Below are 22,363 nucleotides of genomic sequence, written 5' to 3'. Positions count from 1 at the left end.
CTACTCCCCGTCCAGCGGGGCACGCATGCTCCGGCGGTAGGCGGCGTACTGGCGGCGGCCGACGGCCCGCCACAGCAGGCGGCCGATGAGCGGGGCCTTGCCCAGGAAGAAGGCGGTTTCCTCGGGAGTGGCCTCCTCCAGGATCGCACCGAGGGCCAGCAGGCGCTTGTTCTTGGGCAGCCCTTCCAGGCCGCGTTGTCCGACCAGTTCCCATTCCGGGACGGTGAGATGCTCGGCGACCAGCGGGAGCAGCGAGCGCTCCTCCTCGTCGAGGTGCTCGAGCAGCGCGATCCGGTGTGCGTCCAGGGCCAGCGCCAGTTCCTCGCCGGGTATCCGGTCTCCGGACCGCTCCCACAGGAGCAGCCACTCGTCGACCGCCGCCAGGGTGCGGTCGATCGCCTCGTGCTGCTCCGTCATCCGGTCCACCAGCGCCTCGTCGTGCGCGGCCCGGTCCCGCAGCAGCGGCCAGAGCAGTTCGTCCTCGGCGTGGTGATGGTGGTGCAGGCCGAGGGTGTAGTCGCGCAGGGCGGCGGCGACCCGCGCCGCAGCGGTCCGGTCGCCGTCGGGCACGGCACGCACCAGCCGGGGCAGCAGGGCCGACTCTCTGCGGAAGACGCGGTGGACCACGACCATCTCGTGGGTGTGCGGACGCTCTGTGGGGGCGGAGGCGCCGTGGCTGCTGTTGAGGGACACGCTTGCTTGCTCCAACATTCCGGTGTGTGCAATGAGTTGCCCACGGTCGCGCACACCTCTTGGCGTCCGCTTGGCGCCCGGCTTGGCAGCCCCGTCCAGTACGCGTTTAACGTCTGTTGACAGGATCGACGCAGTGCTCGGGTAGATTCCGGCGGCGTGCTGCGTTTGCGAGTCCTGGGTCCGCTGGGTGCCGAAGCCGCGGGGACGCCCGTCGAGTTGGGCGCCCCGCGGCAGCGCGCCGTGCTGGCGCTGCTGATCGCGGCCCGGGGCGGTGTCGTCCCGGTGGACCGGATGACGGACGCGCTGTGGCGGGGTGAGCCGCCGGCCAAGGCGGGGGTGTCGCTGCACGCCTATCTGTCCAACCTGCGCCGGTCGCTGGAGCCGGCACGCCCGCCGCGGGCCCCGGCCACCGTCCTGGTCACCGTGGCACCGGGGTACGCGCTCCGGCTGGCCGGGGACGCGGTGGACGCCTGGCGGTTCGAGACCTGGGTCGGACGGGCCCGCACCGCGCCGGCCGAGGAGGCCCGGCGGCTGCTCGCCGAGGCGCTGGGCTGGTGGCGCGGACCGGCCTTCGCCGAGCACGCGGACGAGGAGTGGGCCGCCGCCGAGGTGGCCCGGCTGACCGGGCTGTACGCGGAGGCCCGGGAGCTGGCCGTGGCCGCGGATCTGCGCACCGGCCGGGCAGCCCAGGCCGCTTCCGACGCCGAGTCGCTGGTCCGGGACGCTCCTCTGCGCGAGGAGGGCTGGCGGCTGCTCGCGCTCGCCCACTGGGCCTGCGACCGGCAGGCGGACGCCCTCGCCGCGGTGCGCCGCGCCGGCGCGGTCCTGCGCGCCGAACTGGGATGCGATCCCGGGCCCGCCCTGCGGGAGCTGGAACACGCGGTGCTCAACGGGCGGTTGGACGTGTTGCGCGCGGTCGTGCCCGAGCCGGCCGCCGCACTCCCCGCGCGCACCGGCCCCGGCCTGTTCGTCGGCCGGGGCCAGGAATTGCGCGCCCTCGCCGGGGCGGCCCGCGGCGCACGCGACGGCGGCGGACTGGTGCTGGTCACGGGCGCGGCCGGGGCCGGCAAGTCCACGTTCCTCGACCGGGGCGCGGGCCGGCTGCGCGAGGCCGGCTGGCGGGTGGTGGTCGGGCGCTGCCCCGAGTACGAGGGAGCTCCGCCCGCCTGGGCCTGGGTGGAGGCGCTCGGCGCGCTCGCCCGCGAGGTGCCCCCGGCCAGGCCCGAGGAGCTGACGGTGCTGCTGCGGGAGCCGGAGAGCACGGCCGTCCCCGCCCCGGACGGCGAGGCCAGCGCCGGCCGCTTCCGCATGCACCGCGCCTTCGCCGCCTGGCTGCGCGCCGCGGCCTCCCGGGCGCCCCTCGCCGTCCTCCTGGAGGACCTGCACCGGGCGGACGCCGAGACCCTCGCCCTCGTCGAGGCGGCGGCCGCGGTCACCGGAGTGCCCCTGCTCACCGTCGCCGGTTACCGGCCCGGGGAGGTCGGCGAGCACCTGCTCAAGACCCTCGCCCACCTCGCCCCCGCCGCCCCGTACCGGATCGCGCTCGGCGGACTGCCGCTCCGGGACACCGCCACCCTGGTGACCGCCGTCTGCGGCGCGCCCGTGGACCCGGAGACCGTGGCAGCGCTCGCCGAACGCACCGGCGGCAATCCCTTCTACGTCCTGGAGAGCGCCCGGCTCCTGGCCGACGAGGGCGCCCTGGTCGCGGTCTCCGAGGTCCCCCAGGGGGTGCGTGACGTGCTGCGCAGGCGCCTCGCCCTGCTGCCGGCCGCCGCCCGGTCCGTCGTACAGCTCGCCGCCGTGCTGGGGCTGGAGGCCGAGGTCGCGCTGCTCGTCGATGCCGCCGAGGCGGACGAGGAGCAGGTGCTGGAGGGCCTCGACGCGGCGCTCGCCGCCGAGTTGCTCGCCGAACCCGGGCCCGGCCGCGTCCGGTTCGTGCACGCCCTGGTCCGCGACACCGTCTACGCCGACCTCTCCGGCGCCCGGCGGTCCCGGCTGCACGCCCGTGTCGCGCGCCTGCTGCGCCACCACCGGCCCGGCGAACTCGCCGCCCTGGCCCACCACTTCGCCCGTTCCGGCAGCACGGCCGACGCCCCGCTCGCCGTCGACTACGCGCTGCGCGCCGCCGAGGCCGCCGAGCGGCGCTACGCCCACGACGTCGCCGTCACCCTGATCCAGCAGGCGATCGACACCTGTACCGCGACCACGGGCGACGACGTCCCGCCCGACCGGCTGATCGAGCTGCTGGTACGGCTGCTGGGCGCGCAGGTGCGCACCGGCGCCACCGACGCGGCCCGGCGCACCCGGCAGCGCGCGGTGGAACTCGCCGAGCAGGCCGACCGCGGCGACCTGGTGGCGGCCGTGTACGGGGCCTGGACCGAGCCCGCGGCCTGGCGCAGCCGGCTCGAAGGGCCGTACGACCGGACCGCGCTGGCCCGCCTCGAACGGCTCGCGGCCGATCCGGGTCTCGACGGGCCGACCAGGGCCCGCGTCCTCCAGGTCCTCGTCGACGCGGTCGCCGCCGAGGACCCGCCGCGGGCCCTGGCGGCGGCCCGGGCCCAGCTGGACCTCGCCCGTGCCGACGGCGAACCCCGGCTGATGGCCGCCGCGTTGATGGCCTCGGCACGGCTACTGCCGCACGAGCACCGGACCGGCACCCGGCCGGCGCTCACCGCCGAGCTGCGCGACCTCGCCCGGGCCCACGACCTGCCCGCCTACCGCTGGGTCTGCGAGAACCTGGACGCGATGACCGCCGCCGCCCGCAACGACCCTGCGGCCGTGCACCGGCACACCGCCGAAGGGCTGGTCCTCGCCCGCCGCTACCGGCTGGTGTGGGCGCAGGGGCTCAGCGCCGCGACCTCCGCCATGCTGGCCTGCGTTGCCGGGCGCTTCGAGGCGGCTGAGGCCGCCTACGCCGAGGCGGACACCCTGCTGCAGCGGGTGGGCGCCCACCACGCCACCGGCCTGCGCACGCTCGGGCTGATCACCATGCGGCTCGTCCAGGACCGCGCGGCCGACGTCGAGCCGCTGGTCCGGAAGGTGTACGAGGCGGCGCCCGGCCAGGTCGCGGTGGCGTGGGCGCTGGTCCTGGCGCGGCTGGGCAGACTGGACGAGGCCCTGGCCGTACCCGTCTCCGCGGAACCGCCGCGGGACCACCTCTACGGCCTGGAGCTCGACTTCCGCGCCCAGCTCGCCGTGGTGCACCGGGACCACGGCACGGCGGCCGTCCTCCTCGGGCACCTGCGGCCGTTGCGGGACCAGCTGGCCGGCGCGACGGGCGCGGCGTACGCGAGCCGTCCGCTCTCCCACGCGCTGGCCGACCTGCACCGGCTGCTCGGCGAGGACCGGGCGGCGGCCGAGGGCTACGCGCTGGCCGAACGCACCGCGCTCGCCTGGGGTTCGGCCCACTTGGCGGCCGACGCCCGCCGGGCCGCGGCGGACCTGGCCGAGGCCCGGGCCCGCCGCCGCACCTTCGCGACCTGACGGTCCGGCAGCGGGCCGCCCGCGTCGTCAGCCGCCGAGCGCGGCGTTCACCACCGCCTTCGCCTCCTCCTGCACCCGGGCCAGGTGGTCGGGGCCCTGGAAGGACTCGGCGTAGATCTTGTAGACGTCCTCGGTGCCGGACGGCCGGGCCGCGAACCAGGCGTTCTCGGTGGTCACCTTGATGCCGCCGATCGCCGCGCCGTTGCCCGGCGCCTCGGTGAGGACGGCGGTGACCGGCTCGCCCGCCAGGGTCTCGGCGGTGACCTGGGCCGGGGAGAGCTTGGCGAGGAGGGCCTTCTCGTCACGGGTGGCGGGGGCGTCGATGCGGGCGTAGGCGGGTTCGCCGAAGCGGGCGGTGAGGCCGGCGTAGTGCTCGGACGGCGTCTTGTCCGTCACGGCCGTGATCTCGGAGGCGAGGAGGGCGAGCAGGATGCCGTCCTTGTCGGTGGTCCAGACCGAGCCGTCGCGGCGCAGGAAGGAGGCGCCCGCGGACTCCTCGCCGCCGAACCCGATGGCACCGCTGACCAGTCCGTCGACGAACCACTTGAATCCGACCGGCACCTCGACCAGTTGGCGGCCGAGGTCGGCGGCGACCCGGTCGATCATCGAGGAGGAGACGAGGGTCTTGCCGACGCCGGCGTCCACAGCCCACTGCTCGCGGTGGCGGTAGAGGTAGGAGATGGCGACGGCGAGGTAGTGGTTGGGGTTCATCAGGCCGGCGTCGCGGGTGACGATGCCGTGCCGGTCGGCGTCGGCGTCGTTGCCGGTGGCGACGCGGAACTCGGCGCGCTTCTCGATCAGCGAGGCCATCGCGTACGGCGACGAGCAGTCCATGCGGATCTTGCCGTCCCAGTCCAGCGTCATGAACCGCCAGGTGGGGTCGGTGTACGGGTTGACCACGGTGAGGTCGAGGCTGTGCCGTTCGGCGATCCGGCCCCAGTAGGCGACGGAGGCGCCGCCGAGCGGGTCGGCGCCGATGCGCAGCCCGGAGGCCCGGACCGCGTCGAGGTCCAGGACGCTGGGCAGGTCGTCGACGTACACGCCCATGAAGTCGTAGCGGCCGGTGGCCGGCGCGGCGAGCGCACGCTCGTAGGGGATGCGCCGTACGTCCTTCATGCCGCCCGCGATGATCTGGTTGGCGCGGTCCTGGATCCAGGAGGTGGCGTCGGAGGCGGCGGGGCCGCCGCTGGGCGGGTTGTACTTGAAGCCGCCGTCGGCGGGCGGGTTGTGCGAGGGGGTGACCACGACGCCGTCCGCGAGACCGGTCGTGCGGCCGCGGTTGTGGGTGAGGATGGCGTGCGAGACGGCGGGGGTGGGGGTGTAGCCGTCGGCGCTGTCGACGAGGACGGTCACGTCGTTGGCGGCGAACACCTCGAGGGCGGTGACCTTGGCGGGCTCGGAGAGGGCGTGGGTGTCGGCGCCCAGGAAGAGCGGGCCGTCGGTGCCCTGGCCGCTCCGGTACTCGCAGATGGCCTGGCTCGTGGCGGCGATGTGGTCCTCGTTGAACGCGGTCGTCAGCGACGATCCGCGGTGTCCCGAGGTGCCGAAGGCCACCCGCTGGCCCGGGTCGGACGGGTCGGGGTGCAGCGCGTAGTAGGCCGTGACCAGCCGGGCCACGTCGACGAGGTCCTCCGGAGCCGCCGGCCGGCCCGCTCGCTCATGCGGCATGAGTCCACTTCCTCCGCAGTCGTTGATCGATCGCTCGCCGCCCATCTTTCCCTGTCGGCGGTCACGAACGCGAGTACGGCACCGGCCGCGCGCCGAAGACACGGCGGGTCCACGGCCGGTTCACAGCGGACGCACCGCCGAGGGCCCCCGGACGGTTCCGGCGGGCCCTCTCGTGTCGTGCGGTGTGGCGTGGTGGCGGTCAGTGCGGAGCGGGCGCCGTGCGCGCGGCGGCCGGGGCCTTCGCCGGCTTCGGGTTGAGGACGCGCTCGGCCAGCTCGCCGAAGAGCAGGCCGAATCCGCCCCAGAGCACCAGCTGGATGGCGAGTGCCGAGAGCCGGAACCGCCACAGCAGGGTGGCCGGGAAGTCCGCGGGCACCTCGTTGACGACCGGCAGGAACCGGTAGGCCAGCCCGATGACGACGGCGAACGCGGCCACCGCGAGGACGGTCGCCCACCAGGTGCCCAGCCGCGGCTGGAGCCGTTTGCCGAGGATGGTGGCGGCGACCGCGAGGAGCACGCTGAGGAGCATCATCAGGAAGTACAGCGTGGTCCGCTTGCCGATGGTGTCCGGGTCGCCCACCGACGGCGGGTTGGCCGGGTACTTCAGGAACGGCACCACGTACACGGCGGCCAGGGCGCAGCCGGACAGCAGCAGCGCCGTCGCCCGCGGCGAGAATCTGCCGACGCGGCCGAGGGCGAAGCAGTAGGCCAGGGCGGCGATTCCGCCGAAGGCGACCCCGTAGACGAGGACGCCGGTGGCGAGGCCGGCGGTGGACTGCAGGGAGCGGGAGACGACCTCCATCTCGTGCTCGTGCGCGTGGGCGTCCTCGAAGCTGATCGCCTTGTCGACGTTCGGCTCACCGAGCAGGTAGGCGACGACGAGGGCGAGCAGGCCGGCGGCCAGGCCGGCGAGCATGCCCCGCACCAGGAGGTTCCGGACCGTTGCGGAGTTCATGGGTGGTACGGCGCCCCTCGCGTCAGTGGCAGGGGAAGCCGAGCAGGTGGCGGGCGTCGTGCACCCACTCGTGGACGTCCGTGCCGCTGAACACGGAGGTGGCGCCCTGTTCGGCGCCGACGAAGTACAGCAGGATCAGCATCAGGATGCCGAAGAAGACCGCCCAGGGAGCTATCGCGGACAGCGGCAGCTTGGCGGGAACGGCGGGGGTGTTGGCGGTCGGCGGAGCGACGGTCTGCGCCATGGCAGGACCTCCTCTGGGAGTTCGCGTCCCAACTCGGTGGTGCACAGGACGACGGCCACGGGTCTGACTCACGAGCAGCTGTGGGGCTCTCGCATACAGTGGCGCGACCGTCCCGGATTCCCACCGGGTTCCGTCTCGCCGTCGTCGATATCGGACAGACCGTACCGCGTGTCAGGAGCACGGCCAAGACCGCACCATCAGGCGTGATCTTCGTCTCGCACCTGATGGGCGGGCGGTCGAGCGGGTCAGGCGGGTGGGGCGAGGCCCAGTTCACGGTCGCCGAGCGGGGCGAAGAAGCGGTCGACGTCGGCGTCGGTGACCTCGGTGAGGGCGGCCGGGGACCAGTGCGGGGTGCGGTCCTTGTCGACGACCTGGGCGCGGATGCCCTCCACCAGGTCATGGGTGGCGAGGGTCGCGCAGGAGACGCGGTACTCCTGGTCCAGGACCCGTTCCAGGGTGCCGAGTCGGCGGGCCCGGCGCAGCGCGGCCAGCGTGACCTTCAGGGCGGTGGGCGACCTGGTGAGCAGGGTGTCCGCCGCCTCCTTGGCCGCCGGGTCGCCGTGCGCGAGCAGCCGTTGGACGATCTCCTCGACGGTGCCGGCCGCGTAGCAGGCGTCGATCCACGCACGGTGCCCGGCCAACTCGCCGTCGGGTGGCCGCCGTACCCGCCGGGCGAGCGCCTCGGGCACGGGCAGGGTGGCGAGGTCGGCGACGAACGCGGGGATCGAGCCGGACGGCATGGAGTGGTCGGCGAGTCCGCAGAGCACGGCGTCGGCGGCGCCGATCGTGGCGCCGGTCAGGGCGAGGTGGGTGCCGAGTTCGCCGGGGGCGCAGCCGAGCAGATACGTGCCGCCGACGTCGGGCACGAAGCCGATCCCGGTCTCCGGCATGGCGATCCGCGACCGCTCGGTGGCGATCCGGACGCTGCCGTGGGCCGAGACGCCGACCCCGCCGCCCATCACGATGCCGTCCATGAGGGCGACATACGGCTTGGGGTACCGCGCGATGCGGGCGTTGAGACGGTACTCGTCCCGCCAGAACGCGGCCGCGGCCGAGCCGTCGCCGTCCCGGGCGTCGTCGTGGACGGCGCGGATGTCCCCGCCCGCGCACAGGCCACGCTCCCCCGCGCCGGTGATGACGACGGTCTGGACGGCGGGGTCCCGTTCCCACTCGGTGAGCGCCTCGTCGATGCGGCGCACCATCGCGTGGGACAGCGCGTTGATGGCCTTCGGCCGGTTGAGCGTGAGGTGCGCGGCCCGTCCGTCGACGTGCAGCAGGACGTGTTCGTCGGCGCCGGTCATCCGGACACCTCCGCCGGGCCGTCGGCCGCGATGAGGCGCATGATCTCGTCGGTTCCTTCCGGTTCGGGTGGACGCGTGGGTCATGGACGATCTTCTCCTGTCCACCGCGGCCGGAGCACGCCGACCCGGTCCCAGGTCCGGCGCCTGCCGGCGGCCGGTGTCAGTCGTCGGGGATGCCGGTTCCGCCGAGCGCGGGGACGGTCTTCTCCGGGCGGAGCAGGGAGCGGGCGCCGCAGCGGAACTGGTCGAGCTTGGCGAGGACGGTCCGGCCGACCGGGGTGTGGCCCCAGATGCTGATGCCCTGGTGGGTGCTGGGTTCCCAGGTGGCCTCGTCGATGACGATCGGCTTCCAGCCGACCTCCCACTCGAAGCCGGACGGGGTGCGGGCGTAGTAGGAGAGTTCCTTGTCGTTGGTGTGCTGTCCGACGGACAGGGCCATGTCGAAGCCGAGTTCGTGGACGCGTTGGTAGCTGCGGGCGAGGTCGTCCAGGCTTGCGGCCTGGATGTTGAGGTGCTGGACGCGGGTGCGGACGGGGTCGATCGGCAGGCCGCGGACGGCGGCGACGGCGATGGAGTGGTGGCGTTCGTTGACGCGCAGGAAGCGGATCCTGAGTTTGACGCCGCTGATGGTCTCGTCGATGGAGTCGGTGAGGCGGGCGTCGAAGACGGTGCTGAAGTAGCCGCGCGTCACGGCGGGTCTGGCCGAGGTGATGGCGACGTGGCCCATCCCGGAGTCGCCGGTGACCCAGCCGGACGCGACCATGCGCAGGGGCTCCGCAGTGGTGACCGGGGTGGTGTGGATCTCCTGGGTGATGCCCTTGGGCCCGGGGAAGCGGAGGAGTCGTTCGACGCCCCGCTGCTTCGCCTCCTCGGCGGTGCCCTTGATCACGGGGACGCCGTGGGCGCGGACCCGGGCCTCGATCTGCTCGAAGGTGGTGTGGTCGTCGAGGTGCCAGCCGACCGCGACCACGTCCTCGGCGGGCCCCCGGCGCAGCAGGAAGCGGCACTCGTGGCCGTCGAGGCGGAACCGCGTCAGACCCGTGTCGAGGTCGTCGTGGTGCATGCCGATGGCGTCGGTGCCGAAGCGGCGCCAGTCGGCGAACCGGTTCGTCTCGATGACGAGGTAGCCGAGGCGGACGGAGCCGAAGACGTCGGTCGGCGGGTTCATCGCCGGCCTGCCAGGAAGTCCGCGCACAGGCTGTTGAACAGTTCGGCACGCTCCCACTGCACCCAGTGCCCGGTGTTCGCCACCAGGTACAGGTCGCAGTTGGGCAGCCGGCCGGCCAGCATCCGGCCCCCGGCGGGCCGGTTGACCTTGTCCGCGGCACCCCACAGCACCAGGGTCGGCACGGGCAGCCGTGCCAGGCGCCGGTCGCGGGTGAAGTCCGTCTGCCACAGGGTGCGCAGGGACCTGGGACGGGTCAGCGGCGGGTTCGCGACGACCTCGGGGTCGATGCTGTCCTGGTAACGGGAGTCGATGACCGAGTCGGGCACCTCGGCCGCGTTGAAGACGAGATGGTCGCGGATGAACTTCTCCAGCTTCGGCCGCGAAGGGCCGTCCCCCGTGTAGTAGTCGAGGAGGGCGGTGAGGCCGCGGGTGGGCAGGGTGCGGGTGGTGCCGATGCCGCCCGGGCCCATCAGGACCATGCGGTCGACCCGGCCGGGGGTGTCCAGGGCGAGGCGCAGCGCGCAGGCGCCGCCGTAGGAGTTGCCGACCAGGTGGGCCTTTTCCAGGCCGAGGCGGTCCAGCACGCCCCGGATGTGGTCGGCGAGGTGGCCGAACGGGTCGGTGCCGTCGACGCCCTTGGTGCTGCGGCCGTAGCCGGGCAGGTCGGGGACGACGACCCGGTACTCCTGGGCCAGTTCGGCGATGTTGCGGCTGTAGTTGGAGACTCCCGAGGCGCCGGGGCCGCCGCCGTGCAGCAGCAGGACGGGCGGGCCGTCACCTGTCTCCGCGACGAAGATCTTCTTGCCTGCGACGTCGAGCAGGGACTCGTGCATCGGCGGCGGCGCGGTCCGTGTGGTCATGGGGCGGTCCTCACTGGGCGGAGACGGCGGCGGGCGGTGGCGCGGGGGCGAACCCGGCCGGTGGCGGCGGGAGTCGGGTGCCGGCAGGTGCGGCGGCGTAGACGTAGGCGTCGGGGCGCAGCGCGAGCGTGGCCACGCCGCGCCCGGCCAGCCAGGGCAGCAGCACTCCGTCGCTGTCGACGACCGCGCCCTCGGCCGGACGCGAGCCCGCGGGCAGGACGGCCAGCGAGGGCACCCCCTCCCAGGCGGGCTGCGGGCGGGTCGGGCCGAGGTGCAGCAGCAGCCAGCGGCCGCCGAGCACGTCGTCCAGCCGGACCCGTTCCCCGTCGGGGCCGGTCACCCAGGGCTGCGGGATCTGGTGCCCGGAGGCCTTGGTGCGGGGGCGGGCCTGGAAGCCCTGCGCGTAGGACGCGACCGGTATCCAGTGGGAGTCCACCAGCCGGGAAGCAAGACCCGGCACCCGGCGGACCGCCCGCAGCACGCCGTCGCGGACCCGGGACACGGGGCGCCGGCGTTCGGTGATGAGCCGGCCGACGAACACCGCCCGCCGGGTCACCTCCTTCACGTGCGGCTTGCGCTCGGCCTCGTAGGAGTCGAGCAGGCTCTCCGGCAGCTCGCCCCGCAGCACGGCGGCCAGCTTCCAGCACAGGTTGGCCGCGTCCCGTACCCCCGCCGCCATGCCCTGCCCGATCCACGGCGGCATCGCGTGCGCGGCGTCCCCGGCCAGGAAGACCCGGCCCACCCGGAACCGGGCGGCGAAGCGGACGTGATGGCTGTACACGGTGGCCCGGAGGATCCTGATCTGGTCCCGGCCGATGCCGTACCGGGACACCATCGCGTAGATCGCGTCGTCGCCGGTCAGCCGCTGCTCGTCGTCGCCGGGCAGGACCGGGAACTCCCAGCGGTGGTGTCCCAGCGGTGTCGGGCAGTCCACCGCCGGGCGCGCCGGGTCGCAGCGGAACCGCAGCCGGTCGTGGTCCGGCCACGGCCTGAGCATCTGCGTGTCGACGACCACCCAGCGGTCCTCGTACGTCCGCCCCTCGTACCCCACGTTCAGCTGGGCCCGGGTGAGGCTGGAGCCGCCGTCGGCCGCGATGACGTACCGCGCGCGCAGCCTTCGTAGCGAGTCGTCGGCAGCGGCCACCGTCAGTTCGACGCCGTCCGCGTCCTGACGCAGCCGCAGGCACTCGTGGCGGAGCAGCACCGACACGTTCGGACAGCGGTCGACGCCCTCGCGCAGGACCTGCTCCAGTGCGGGCTGGTAGAGGAACATCTGCGGCGGATGACCGTGGCCGCGCGGGGCCGGGGAGGCGCTGAGGAAGGTGCGGCCCCGCGCGTCGACGAAGTCCAGCGGCCGCTCGGCGAGCATGTCCAGCTTCAGCCGCTCGGCCAGGCCGATGCGCTGCCAGATCCGGATGACCTCCTCGTCCGTGGAGATCGCCCGTGCCCGGGAGTAGACGTCGGCCTCCCGCTCCACCACCACGACTTCGAGGCCCGTCCCGCCCAGCAGGTTGGCCGCGGTCACCCCCGTGGGTCCGAAGCCGATCACCGCCACGTCGTAGGCGTCGTCGTCGGTCCCGTCCACGGCTCTCGCCTCATTGCTCACCCGGCCACCTCATGTCGTTCCTGTCGCGGCTCTTGCTGTAGCGTTCGCTCCAATTGGAATGGCCACTACGGTAAGCAGGCCGTCGAAGGGCGGTCAAGTGCCGTCACGAGGGGAAAGGCACTCCCATGAACAGCGCATCCCGCCGCATCGACGTCCACCAGCACCTGATCCCGCCCTTCTACCGGGACGCCCTGGCCGGACACGGGATCGCGGAGGCGGGCGGTCGTGCACTGCCCGCCTGGAGCCCCGAGGCGGCGCTGGAGCAGATGGATCTGCTCGGCACCGAGACGGCGATCCTGTCCGTCTCCACGCCGGGCACCGGATTCCTCACCGACTCCGGCGAGGCCGCCGCCATGGCCGGGCGGCTGAACGACTTCTGCGCCGCGCTCGCCGCCGGGCACCCGGCCCGCTTCGGGTGGTTCGCCACCGTGCCGCTGCCGGACGCCGCCGCGGCGGCCCGGGAGGCCGAACGGTCGCTGGCAGGCCTCGGCGCCGACGGCGTCACCCTGCTCGCCAACACCGCGGGCGACTATCTCGGGGCCGACGGCCAGGACGCCCTGTGGCGGGTGCTCGACGAGCACGAAGCGATCGCGTTCGTGCACCCGGCGGAGCTGCCCGGTCCCGCCGTGGCGGGGGTCCCGCCGTTCGCCGCCGACTTCCTCCTCGACACCACCCGCGCGGCCCACCTCCTGGTGCGGGGCGGTGTCGTGCGCCGCTACCCGCGCATCCGGTTCGTCCTCAGCCACGCGGGCGGTTTCGTGCCGTACGCCTCCCACCGCATGGCCGTCGCCCTCGCGGCCGACACCGGGCGCAGCCCGCTGGACATCCTGGAGGACCTCCGCGGCTTCTACTTCGACACCGCGCTCTCCTCCAGCCCGGCGGCGCTGCCCACGCTGCTCGCCTTCGCCCGGCCCGGCCACGTCCTGTTCGGCAGCGACTGGCCGTTCGCACCCGCCGCGGCGGCCCAGTACTTCGCCACCGGGCTGGACAGCGGTGTCGACCCCGGCACGCTCGCGGCCGTGAACCGCGGCAACGCCGAGGCGCTCTTCCCCCGTCTGGCGGGCGCCCCCGCCCCGGCTCCCGCCGCACGCCCGTTCCCGTCCCGGCTGCGGCAGTCCGTGCGGCGCGCCGCGGCCCGCGCCGTCTTCCGGCTGGTCCAGCCCGGTACCGACTGAGCGGCCGCGCCGACTGCCCGGTGAACCGGCAGGGAACTCTTGGTCATGGGTTTCCCTGGACGGCCGTTCGAGTACAAAGGGCTGCCTAACATGAGGCGATCACGAACGGTACGAACCCCGGGAGCTCGGGATGGTGTTGTCCGGCCTCGACTGGAGGTCGCTGCGTCCCTGGACGGTCGTCGGTGTCGCCGTCGTGTGCCTGGTGGCCGGAGTGCTGGCGTTCACGCGCGACTCACGCCCCGCGCACGCCGGCCCGACCGCGCTGCCGCACACCACCGTGGAGGTCTCCCCCAGCCGGTGCGGCCGGGGCTGGAACGCCCCGGTCTCCGGTGTCCAGGTCTTCGACCTGCACAACCCGACCGACGGGGCCGCCGAGGTCTTCCTCGAGGACCCGAAGAGCCAGGCCGTGTACGGCGAGGTGGAGGACATCGGGCCCGGTACGACCCGGGAGCTGACCGTCCGGCTCGGCAAGGGCGCGTACGCGTTCAAGTGCGTGCCCGACGACGCCGACGCCGTCACCGGGCCGACCGTCCGGATCGCCAGGGGCAGCAGCGGCCCGGCCGCCGCCCCGGTCACCGAGCACGACCTGATCCCGCCGGCGCTCGCCTACCAGAAGTGGGTCGGCAACGGCCTGTCCGACGTCGTACGGCTGACGACCGCCCTGCGCGCCGCGGTCGACCGCGGCGATCTGGCCGCCGCCCGCACCGCCTGGCTGCCGGCGCACCTGGAGTACGAGCGGCTGGGCGCGGCGTACGACGCCTTCGGCGACGCCGACGGCGTGATCGACGGCACGGACGCGGGACTGTCCGGCGGGGTGCACGACAAGCACTTCACCGGCTTCCACCGGATCGAGTACGGCCTGTGGCACGGCGAGTCGGCCGCCGGCCTGCGCGGGCCGGCCGCGGACCTGGTGAAGGCGGTCACCGCGCTGCGCGACGACTGGGCGCAGACCCGGATGGACCCCGCCCAGCTGGGGTTGCGGGCGCACGAGATCCTGGAGAACACGGTGCAGTTCGAGCTGACCGGCCGTACCGACTACGGCAGCGGCAGCAACCTCGCCACCGCCCGCGCCAACCTGGACGGCACCGTGGAGGTCATGTCCCGGCTGCGCCCGCTGCTGGCCACCCGGTACCCGGATCTGCCTGGGCTGGAGAGCGAGTTGAAGCGGGCCGGGACGGTGCTCGGCCACTTCGGGCACGGCGGCGCCTGGACGCCGCCCGCGAAGCTGGGTCACCGGCAGCGCGAGGAGGTCGACGCGGTCCTCGGCGACCTGGTGGAGCGGCTGGCTTCGGTGGCGACCCTGTGCGATCCGCGGAGGACGGTATGAGCGCGAACGAGACGGCCGGCAAGGGCGGCGTGGGCCGCCGCGGGTTCCTGCGCGGCGCGGCCCTCGCGGGGGCCGGGCTGGCCGCCGGTGGCGCGGCCGCTCCCGCCACGGACAGCACCGCCCCGGGCACGATCGCGCCCTTCCACGGCGCCCGCCAGCAGTCGGCCATCGCCGCGCCCCGCCGGACGACCGTGTTCGCCTCCTTCGACGTCACCGCCGGGAGCCGGGCCGAGCTCAACGAGCTGCTGCACACGCTCACCGACCGCGCCCGCTTCCTCACCTCGGGCGGCACCCCGGACCCGGTCGGGATCACCGCCCCGCCCGCCGACTCGGGCGTCCTCGGTGAGCAACTCCCCTCCGGTGCGCTGGCGGTGACCGTCGGCGTCGGCGCCTCGCTCTTCGACGACCGGTACGGGCTCGAAAGGCTGCGACCGCGTCGGCTGACGACGATGCCGGCGTTCCCGGACGACGACCTGCGGCCCGAGTGGTGCCACGGCGACCTCAGTGTGCAGTTGCACGCGGACGACCCGGACACCGTGCTGCACGCGCTGCGCGACGTGGCCCGGCACACCCGGGGCGGGATACAGGTCCGTTGGCGGCTGGACGGCTTCACCAGCCCGCCCCGCCCGTCCGGCACCCCGCGCAACCTGCTGGGCTTCAAGGACGGCACCGCCAACCCGGAGACCGGCAGCGCCCGGGAGATGGACCGGCTGGTGTGGGTCGGCAAGGACTCCGGCGAACCGGAGTGGGCGGTGGGCGGAAGCTACCAGGTGGTGCGGCTGATCCGGATGCTGGTGGAGTTCTGGGACCGGGTCTCGCTCGGCGAGCAGGAGCGGATGTTCGGCCGCTCGCGCGAGTCCGGGGCGCCCCTGGACGGCAACGCCGAGCACGACACGCCTGATTACGCCGACGACCCCAAGGGTGACGTCATCCCGCTGGACGCGCACATACGGCTGGCCAACCCGCGCACCGCGGCCACCGCCGACCAGCGGCTGCTGCGCCGTGCGTACAACTACGACCGGGGTATGGACGGCAACGGCAACCTCGACATGGGGCTGCTGTTCTGCTGCTACCAGCAGGACCTGGCCCGGCAGTTCGAGACCGTGCAGAAGCGGCTGGCCGGGGAACCGCTGGTCGACTACGTCTCGCCGTTCGGCGGCGGCTACTTCTTCGCGCTGCCCGGGGTGCGGGACCGCAGCGACTGGTACGGACGCGCTCTGCTCGCCTGAGCTTGTTCGAACAACTCCGCGGCAATTCCGTAACCCACATGGTCAATACACAGTCAAGTTTTGCCCCAGCATCCCTGACCCGGTGTTCATGCGCACGCCATCATGACTCCGCCGCGGCGCCCGCAAGCGGGCGAAGCATCCCTGCCTGTACGACGCAGTGACGTTCATGCCCGGAGGGGAACCAGCATGGCCAGCACAGGAAGACGAACGGCGATGAGGAGCCTCGGCGCCCTCGCGGGGGCCGCCGCCCTCACGGTCCTCGGGGGCACCTCGCCCAGCTGGGCCGCCGTACCCGCCGGGCACGGCGGCGGCTCGTCGACCGCGACCCCGATCAAGCACGTGGTCGTGCTGTTCGACGAGAACATCTCCTTCGACCACTACTTCGCGACCTACCCGAAGGCCGCGAACACCGACGGCACGAAGTTCACGGCGTCGAAGAACACCCCGAAGGACATCGACACCGTCGCGCACGCCGGGCTGCTGACGAAGAACCCGAACCAGTACGCGCCGAAGCGGCTCTCCCCGTCGCAGGCGATGACCTGCGACCAGAACCACTCCTACGGGCCCGAGCAGCTGGCCTACGACGGCGGCAAGGCCGACCAGTTCGTGCAGAACACCGAGGTCGACAAGTGCAGCGGCGGCCTGTTCGGCGAGCCGGGCCTGGTCATGGACTACTACGACGGCAACACCGTCACCGGTCTGTGGAACTACGCCCAGCAGTACGCCCTCAACGACCGCTCCTACAGCTCGGTCTACGGCCCGTCCACGCCCGGCGCGCTCAACCTGGTCTCGGGTCAGACGCACGGCGCGATCTCGGTGGACCCGGTCACCGGCAAGCAGACGTCGACGCCCGACTCGTACGCCATCGCCTCGCCGAACGCGAAGGGCGTCGGCACGGTCGTCAACGACCCCGACCCGGCCTACGACGACTGCTCCGACAAGGACCACACCAGCACCAGCGCGCTGGCCGCGCTGCAGGGCAAGAACATCGGTGACCTGCTCAACTCCAAGAAGGTGAGCTGGGGCTGGTTCCAGGGCGGCTTCCGTCCGTCGACGGCCTACAACGGCACGTCCGGTTCCTACGCCAAGTGCGACACCACGCACACCAACGTCGGCGGCGCCTCCGTGGTCGACTACAGCCCGCACCACAACCCGTTCTCGTACTACAGGTCGACGTCCAACCCGCACCACGTGGCGCCGAAGAACGTGAACGAGATCGGTCACAACGGCCGGGCGAACCACAACTACGACCTGACCGACTTCACCGCGGCCGCCAAGGCGGGCAAGCTCCCGGCCGTCAGCTTCCTCAAGGCCGGCGAGTACCAGGACGGCCACGCGGGCTACTCCGACCCGACCGACGAGCAGCACTTCCTCGTCAACGAGATCAACACCATCCAGAGCTCGCCGCAGTGGAAGTCCACCGCGATCGTCATCGCCTACGACGACTCCGACGGCTGGTACGACCACGCCTACGCCAAGCCCCGCAACGGCTCCAAGGACACCACGGTCGGCTCCAACGGCAAGGCCCTGGACAGCGCGGCCTGCCAGGCCGGCCCGGCCGCGTCCGGCGGCTACGCCGACCGCTGCGGCCCCGGCACCCGGATGCCGCTGCTGGTGGTCTCGCCGTACAGCAAGGTGAACAAGGTCGACCACACCCAGACCGACCAGGCCTCGATCACCCGCTTCATCGAGGACAACTGGCACACCGGCCACATCGGCGACCACTCCTTCGACGCGACCGCGGGCTCGCTGACGCACATGTTCGACTTCCGGCACCCGAACAACAAGCAGGTGCTGCTGAACGCGGACGGCTCCGTCAAGCACATCGGCCCGATCCACCACGTCTCCGCGGTGAGCACCCACATCACCCCGGGTCCGCAGATGGTGAACACGGCAGCGACGACCGACTCCGGCCGGTTCCCGGCCCTTCCGGTCACCCTCGGTGCGGGCGCCCTGGTGGCCGCCGGCGCCACGGGCACGTACCTGACGCTCCGCCGCAGGCAGCGCACCACCGCCTGACGCCCCCGTCCTGACCCGCTCGGCACGGTCCTCCTCCCCGGACCGTGCCGAGCGGCGTTGCGTGACCGGTGCCGAGGGACGGTTCCGCACCCGGGCGATCAGGAGCTTTTCGTGGTCCAGCGGCAGCGGGCCGGCCGTGCGGTTGTCGTCCGTCCTGCGGCACGGGATGCTGAGGGTGCACGGAGGGAAGCGGTGCCCATGGGTCGTTTTCCGAACGCGGCCGACGTCGAATTCCACAGCCCACTGGACCTCACCAGGGCCGCGGCCGCGGTGCTGGACGCCGACGGCCGCATCTCGGGATGGGGCCCCTCGGCCCAGCGCCTCCTCGGGCACCCGGCCGAGGACGTGCTCGGCCGGCCGGCGGCCGTGCTGCTGGCGACGGATCCGGGACAGCGGCCCTCCTCGCTCTGCACGGCGCACCGGCCGCGCAGCACGGTCCTGGACCTGCTCCGCCGGGACGGTCGTACCCTGCGCGCCGCAGTGACCTTCAGCCCGCTGGTGTCCCAGGGCATGGCCGCGACCGTCGTGGTCGCGGCGGAGCTCGACGAGCTGCGCTGCTGGGAGTCGCAGCTGGCCATGTTGCAGGGGCTGGCCACCGAGTCCTCCGTGGGTCTGACGATCTTCGACACCGACATGCGGGTCGTCTGGGGGAACGTCTCCACCGATCTGGAGCTCGCGGGGGTCGCGCAGTACGTCGGTCGTCCTGCCGCGGACCTCTTCCCGGAAGGAGAGTTCATCTCCCGCCACCACCCGCCCGACGAGGACCAGATCATGGAGCACGTGCTCACGACGGGCGAGCCGATCATGGGCATGCACTACCGGGGACGGGCCCCCGCCGACCCGGTGCGCGAGCACGTGTGGTCCTGCTCGTACCACCGGCTGGTGGACGCCAGAGGCGAGCCGCTGGGGCTGTTCGAGGAGTCGCTGGACATCACCGACCGCTACCGGGCCCAGGAACGGCTGTCGCTGCTCGTGCGGGCGGGCAAGCGCATCGGCGCCTCGCTGGACGTGCGCCGCACCGCCGCGGAGCTCGCCGACGTGGCGGTGCCGCAGCTGGCCGACGAGGTGCTGGTCGACCTCCCGTCGGCGGTCATCGAGGGCCGGCAGCCGCCGACGGGTTCGGCACCGGGGCACAGCCTGCTGCGGATGCACGGCCGGACCCCGGAGGAGTTCCGGACCAGCCCCGTCTCCTATCCGCCGTCGTCGCCGCAGGCACTGAGCCTGGCCACCAGCCGTCCCGTCGTCGACGCCGCCCCGGCCGGGTCACCGGACGACCGGACACCGGGCGGGCGGCACTCCAGCCTGTTCGTCCCGTTGCTCGCGCGGGACGCGGTGCTCGGCCTCGCCACGTTCCGGCGCAGCAGCAACCCGGACCCGTTCGGGCCCGAGGAGCAGACCCTCGCGGTGGAGCTGACCGAGCGGGCCGCCGTCGGCATCGACAACGCCCGCCGCTACACGAGCCAGCACGCGGCGGCCCTGGTGCTGCAGCGCAGCCTGCTGCCACAGCACCTGCCCGAGCAGAGCGCGGTCGACGTGGCGTACCGGTATCTGCCCGCCGACAGCCGGGTGGGCGTGGGCGGCGACTGGTTCGACCTGATCCCGCTCTCCGGTGCCCGGGTGGGGCTGACCGTCGGCGACGTGGTCGGCCACGGCGTGCACGCGGCCGCGACCATGGGCAGGCTGCGCGCCACCGTACGGACCCTGGCCCTGCTGGACCTGGACCCGGCGGAGCTGCTGACCCGCCTCGACGGCCTGGTCGCGCAGGACTCCGAGCCCCACGCGGACGACGGGCTGGGCGACGAGGCGCTCGGGGTGACCTGCCTGTACGCGATCTACGACCCGGTGAGCGGCCGCTGCGTCTGGGCGAGCGCGGGGCATCCGCCGCCGATCGTGGCTGACGCAACCGGCTCGGTGGCGCTGTCCGCGCTGGCACCGGGACCGCCCCTGGGGCTGGGCAGCCTGCCCTACGAGAACGTCGAGCTGAGCCTGTCCAACGGCAGCGTGGTGGCGTTCTTCACCGACGGGGTGGTGGAGGACCGGCGCACCGACATCGACAGCGGTATCGACCGTCTCGCCCATGTGCTCACCTGGCAGCGGTGCCCGCTGGAGGAGCTGTGCGACCGGGCACTGTCGACGCTGCCGCCGGGGCCGCAGGCGGACGACGCCACCCTGCTGCTGATCCGCACCCGGCGGCTGGGGGCCGGCCAGGTGGCGGACCTGGAGCTGCCGCCCGACCCGGCGATGGTGGCGCGGGCTCGCACCGACACCGAGCGCCAGCTGGAGACCTGGGGCCTGGCCGACCTGGCGTTCACCGCGGAGCTGGTGGTGAGCGAGCTGGTCACCAACAGCATCCGGTACGCCACCGGGCCGGTGATGCTGAGACTGATCAAGGACCGCAGCCTGCTGTGCGAGGTCTCCGACAACGCGCACACGGCACCGCACCTGCGGCGGGCCCGCCGGGACGACGAGGGGGGCCGCGGCCTGTTCCTCGTCGCCCAGATGTCGCAGCGCTGGGGCACGCGCTACACCGGGTCCGGGAAGACCATCTGGGCCGAACTGGCCCTCCCCTGACCCGGGCGGGCCCACGGCTGCCGTTCTGCCGGCGCGGCCGGCGCGGCCGGTCCCGGCCTCCGGTGCAGGACGCGGATCGGGATCACCGGCAGCCACCAGTGCTCGGCGATGCCGAGGCGAGCCCACGGCGGTGTACGGACGGAGCGGGAAAGATCCCCCGGGCCGTGCGCTGCCCGTCGGGGAGATTTCCCGCCCCTCTTCCGGACGGGTGTCAGCCGTCGATGCGGTGCGTGGTCCAGAACGACGTCAGGTCGGTGCTGGTCGCGGCCTGGGCCGCCGCCTTGAACTCGGCGGTGGTCGAGACGCCGTACCAGTGCGAACCGGCGTAGCTCCTGAGGAGGTTGGTCATGGCGGTGTCACCGATGAGGCGGCGCAGGTCGTGCAGGGCGCACTTGCCGTAGCCGTAGACGACGGTGGAGTAGCGGGAGGAGTGGGCGTCCCAGTAGGCCATCGAGTTGGTGATCTTCTCTGCCGACGAGGCCCAGGAGACGCTGTTCCAGCAGTTGGTGCCGGTGAGTCCCTGCGCCAGGTCGGTGGCGTAGTCGGTGAACGCCTCGTCCAGCCAGGGGCTGTTGTACTCGTCGTCGCCGACGATGCCGTACCACCACTGGTGGCCGATCTCGTGGGTGAGCGCGGTGGTGCTGACGAGGTCGAGGACGAAGCCGGGGTACTCCATGCCGCCGAACCAGAAGTTGTTGTCGATGACCGCGTCCAGTTCGCCGTAGGGGTAGGCCCCGAAGCGGCCGGCGTGGGCGTCGACCGCCGACTTGGCGGTGGTGAGCATGGACTGGGCGCTGGAGGAGCTGATGCCCGAGACGGAGTAGATGTTGATCGGGACCCCGCCCGGGGAGGTGCCGGAGATCTTGGTGAACGGCCCGGCCGCCCAGGCGAAGTCACGGACCTTGGAGGCGGTCGCGGTGGTGACGGTACGGCCGCTGGTGCCCGGGGTGTCGACGGAGGTGCCGGTCGCCGGGACCAGGAGGCTGCTGGGGTGGTCCAGGCTCACCTTGAAGTCGGCGGCCAGGGAGTAGAAGGACTCGCCGTTGTTGGTGTACGGGTCCAGGTGCCAGCCGGAGCCGTCCCGGACCGCGAGGACGGGCAGCGCGTTGCCGATCATGCTGAAGGCGCCGTCGTGGCCGAAGCGGTCGGCGCCGCTGGGCACGGTGATGCCCAGGTCGAAGCCGATCGTGGTGCTCTGGCCCTGCGCCAGCGGCGTCGGCAGGGCGACCTCCAGGGCCGTGCAGGCGACCGAGAGGGCGCCCGCGGTCCCGCCGGTGACGTTGCTGACCGTGATCGGCGGGGCCGAGCAGGTGCCGTGGTAGTTGTCCCACAGCCTGAGATAGACCTCGCTGAGCGCGGTCGTGGAGGCGTTGGTGAAGGTCACGCTCTCGTGGCCGGTCCAGCCGGTGCCGGCGGAGTTGCTGGTCAGGCTGACGGTGTACGACGGCGAGGCCGGGGTGCGGGTGGTGTCACCGGGGGTGGTGGCGGCCGAGGTGTCGAGGGCGACGTCGTCGACGACGAAGCTGGTCTGGAGGCTGGAGTCCTCGGTGCCGGTGAAGGCGACGGTCACGGTCTGGCCGGCGAAGGCGGACACGTCGAACGACTTCTTCACGTACCCGGTGTTCTTGTCCAGGTTGGACCAGGTCGCCAGCGTGGTGCTCCCGATCTTCGCCGTGAGCTTGTCGTACGCCGTGGACGAGGTGGTCTCGGCGGTGTCGACGTGCAGCCAGAAGGAGAGCGTCGCGGCGCATCCGGAGGGGACGCTGACGCTCTGCGAGAGCGTGTCGGTGTGCGTGGAGCCGGTGCCGTCCAGCCACGCGAAGCTGGAGCCGCCGTGGGCGGACTGGCCGGAGCGGCTGGTGATCACACTGGTCGAGGACTGGGTCCAGGGGGACGTGCCGCTCTCGAAGCCGCCGTTGGTGATCAGCTGGCTCGGCGTACAGGCCGCGGGGGGGGGGGTGGGGGGGGGGGCGGCGGGGGGGGGGGGGAGGGAGGGGGCGGGGGGCGTACGGGAAGGGAGGGCGTGGGTGGGGGGAGGATGGTTGGGGGTTTAGCTCCCACGAC

Annotated in this window: 15 protein-coding genes and 1 riboswitch; of the genes, 6 read left to right on the top strand and 9 right to left on the bottom strand. The window is 73.2% G+C overall.

Going from position 1 to position 22,363, the window contains the following annotated elements:
• Positions 1-693, bottom strand: a complete 693-nt coding sequence (locus tag ACZ63F_RS04485; protein WP_469708577.1) for a hemerythrin domain-containing protein — start codon at positions 691-693, stop codon at positions 1-3.
• Between the two features lie 156 nt (positions 694-849).
• Between ACZ63F_RS04485 and ACZ63F_RS04480 the strand changes: the two genes are divergently transcribed.
• Entirely contained in the window at positions 850-4,176 is a 3,327-nt protein-coding gene (locus ACZ63F_RS04480) for a BTAD domain-containing putative transcriptional regulator (RefSeq protein WP_469708575.1), read from the top strand.
• Positions 4,177-4,203: 27 nt separating this feature from the next.
• Here the strand turns inward: ACZ63F_RS04480 and pgm are convergent, their stop codons facing one another.
• The 7 genes from pgm to ACZ63F_RS04445 all read right to left on the bottom strand — a co-directional run bounded on the left by pgm (position 4,204) and on the right by ACZ63F_RS04445 (position 11,978).
• A complete protein-coding gene (pgm, locus tag ACZ63F_RS04475; protein WP_469708574.1) occupies positions 4,204-5,844 on the bottom strand; it encodes a phosphoglucomutase (alpha-D-glucose-1,6-bisphosphate-dependent) in 1,641 nt (546 codons plus the stop codon).
• Positions 5,845-6,043: 199 nt separating this feature from the next.
• On the bottom strand, positions 6,044-6,799 hold the full coding sequence (locus ACZ63F_RS04470; protein ID WP_469708572.1) for a CbtA family protein: 756 nt from the start codon (positions 6,797-6,799) through the stop codon (positions 6,044-6,046).
• A 22-nt stretch (positions 6,800-6,821) separates the two neighbouring features.
• Positions 6,822-7,043: a CbtB domain-containing protein gene (locus ACZ63F_RS04465; RefSeq protein ID WP_293990680.1), complete on the bottom strand. Its 222-nt coding sequence runs from the start codon at positions 7,041-7,043 to the stop codon at positions 6,822-6,824.
• Between the two features lie 35 nt (positions 7,044-7,078).
• A riboswitch (cobalamin riboswitch) is annotated at positions 7,079-7,222 on the bottom strand.
• Between the two features lie 66 nt (positions 7,223-7,288).
• A complete protein-coding gene (locus ACZ63F_RS04460; RefSeq protein WP_469708571.1) occupies positions 7,289-8,344 on the bottom strand; it encodes an enoyl-CoA hydratase/isomerase family protein in 1,056 nt (351 codons plus the stop codon).
• A 160-nt stretch (positions 8,345-8,504) separates the two neighbouring features.
• Positions 8,505-9,512, bottom strand: a complete 1,008-nt coding sequence (locus ACZ63F_RS04455; protein ID WP_469708569.1) for a VOC family protein — start codon at positions 9,510-9,512, stop codon at positions 8,505-8,507.
• Positions 9,509-10,372 (bottom strand): alpha/beta fold hydrolase, encoded by an 864-nt coding sequence (locus tag ACZ63F_RS04450; RefSeq protein WP_469708568.1) that lies wholly within the window; start codon positions 10,370-10,372, stop codon positions 9,509-9,511. The genes ACZ63F_RS04455 and ACZ63F_RS04450 overlap by 4 nt, the downstream gene beginning before the upstream one ends.
• 10 nt (positions 10,373-10,382) lie before the next feature.
• Positions 10,383-11,978, bottom strand: a complete 1,596-nt coding sequence (locus ACZ63F_RS04445; RefSeq protein ID WP_469708566.1) for a bifunctional 3-(3-hydroxy-phenyl)propionate/3-hydroxycinnamic acid hydroxylase — start codon at positions 11,976-11,978, stop codon at positions 10,383-10,385.
• Positions 11,979-12,103: 125 nt separating this feature from the next.
• On the opposite strand from ACZ63F_RS04445, the gene ACZ63F_RS04440 reads away from it, so the two are divergent.
• The 5 genes from ACZ63F_RS04440 (at position 12,104) to ACZ63F_RS04420 (ending at position 20,299) form a co-directional block, all read left to right on the top strand.
• A complete protein-coding gene (locus ACZ63F_RS04440) occupies positions 12,104-13,153 on the top strand; it encodes an amidohydrolase family protein (RefSeq protein WP_469708564.1) in 1,050 nt (349 codons plus the stop codon).
• A gap of 130 nt (positions 13,154-13,283) precedes the next feature.
• Positions 13,284-14,480, top strand: a complete 1,197-nt coding sequence (locus tag ACZ63F_RS04435) for an EfeM/EfeO family lipoprotein (protein WP_469708562.1) — start codon at positions 13,284-13,286, stop codon at positions 14,478-14,480.
• The gene (gene efeB, locus ACZ63F_RS04430) at positions 14,477-15,709 is read left to right on the top strand and encodes an iron uptake transporter deferrochelatase/peroxidase subunit (RefSeq protein WP_469708560.1); all 1,233 of its coding nucleotides are present in this window, start codon (positions 14,477-14,479) and stop codon (positions 15,707-15,709) included. The genes ACZ63F_RS04435 and efeB overlap by 4 nt, the downstream gene beginning before the upstream one ends.
• Positions 15,710-15,895: 186 nt before the next feature.
• Complete coding sequence (locus ACZ63F_RS04425; RefSeq protein WP_469708558.1) at positions 15,896-17,728, top strand: phospholipase C; 1,833 nt, start codon at positions 15,896-15,898, stop codon at positions 17,726-17,728.
• Positions 17,729-17,926: 198 nt separating this feature from the next.
• Complete coding sequence (locus tag ACZ63F_RS04420) at positions 17,927-20,299, top strand: SpoIIE family protein phosphatase (RefSeq protein WP_469708556.1); 2,373 nt, start codon at positions 17,927-17,929, stop codon at positions 20,297-20,299.
• Between the two features lie 211 nt (positions 20,300-20,510).
• Here the strand turns inward: ACZ63F_RS04420 and ACZ63F_RS04415 are convergent, their stop codons facing one another.
• Positions 20,511-22,166, bottom strand: coding sequence for a M1 family metallopeptidase (locus ACZ63F_RS04415; RefSeq protein WP_469708554.1), 1,656 nt, complete (start codon positions 22,164-22,166; stop codon positions 20,511-20,513).
• Positions 22,167-22,363 lie beyond the last annotated feature (197 nt).

It is taken from the genome of Streptomyces sp. NPDC104761 (assembly GCF_055583445.1).
The sequence above is the reverse complement of the archived record's forward strand: the minus strand, read 5'-3'. Positions and strand labels throughout refer to the sequence as shown.

What these genes read in the sequence shown, in the direction of transcription:
- pgm (WP_469708574.1), bottom strand. Translation starts at nt 5,844, where the DNA reads ATGCCGCATGAGCGAGCGGGCCGGCCGGCGGCTCCGGAGGACCTCGTC.
- ACZ63F_RS04470 (WP_469708572.1), bottom strand. Translation starts at nt 6,799, where the DNA reads ATGAACTCCGCAACGGTCCGGAACCTCCTGGTGCGGGGCATGCTCGCC.
- ACZ63F_RS04465 (WP_293990680.1), bottom strand. Translation starts at nt 7,043, where the DNA reads ATGGCGCAGACCGTCGCTCCGCCGACCGCCAACACCCCCGCCGTTCCC.
- ACZ63F_RS04460 (WP_469708571.1), bottom strand. Translation starts at nt 8,344, where the DNA reads ATGACCGGCGCCGACGAACACGTCCTGCTGCACGTCGACGGACGGGCC.
- ACZ63F_RS04455 (WP_469708569.1), bottom strand. Translation starts at nt 9,512, where the DNA reads ATGAACCCGCCGACCGACGTCTTCGGCTCCGTCCGCCTCGGCTACCTC.
- ACZ63F_RS04450 (WP_469708568.1), bottom strand. Translation starts at nt 10,372, where the DNA reads ATGACCACACGGACCGCGCCGCCGCCGATGCACGAGTCCCTGCTCGAC.
- ACZ63F_RS04440 (WP_469708564.1), top strand. Translation starts at nt 12,104, where the DNA reads ATGAACAGCGCATCCCGCCGCATCGACGTCCACCAGCACCTGATCCCG.
- ACZ63F_RS04435 (WP_469708562.1), top strand. Translation starts at nt 13,284, where the DNA reads ATGGTGTTGTCCGGCCTCGACTGGAGGTCGCTGCGTCCCTGGACGGTC.
- efeB (WP_469708560.1), top strand. Translation starts at nt 14,477, where the DNA reads ATGAGCGCGAACGAGACGGCCGGCAAGGGCGGCGTGGGCCGCCGCGGG.
- ACZ63F_RS04425 (WP_469708558.1), top strand. Translation starts at nt 15,896, where the DNA reads ATGGCCAGCACAGGAAGACGAACGGCGATGAGGAGCCTCGGCGCCCTC.
- ACZ63F_RS04420 (WP_469708556.1), top strand. Translation starts at nt 17,927, where the DNA reads ATGGGTCGTTTTCCGAACGCGGCCGACGTCGAATTCCACAGCCCACTG.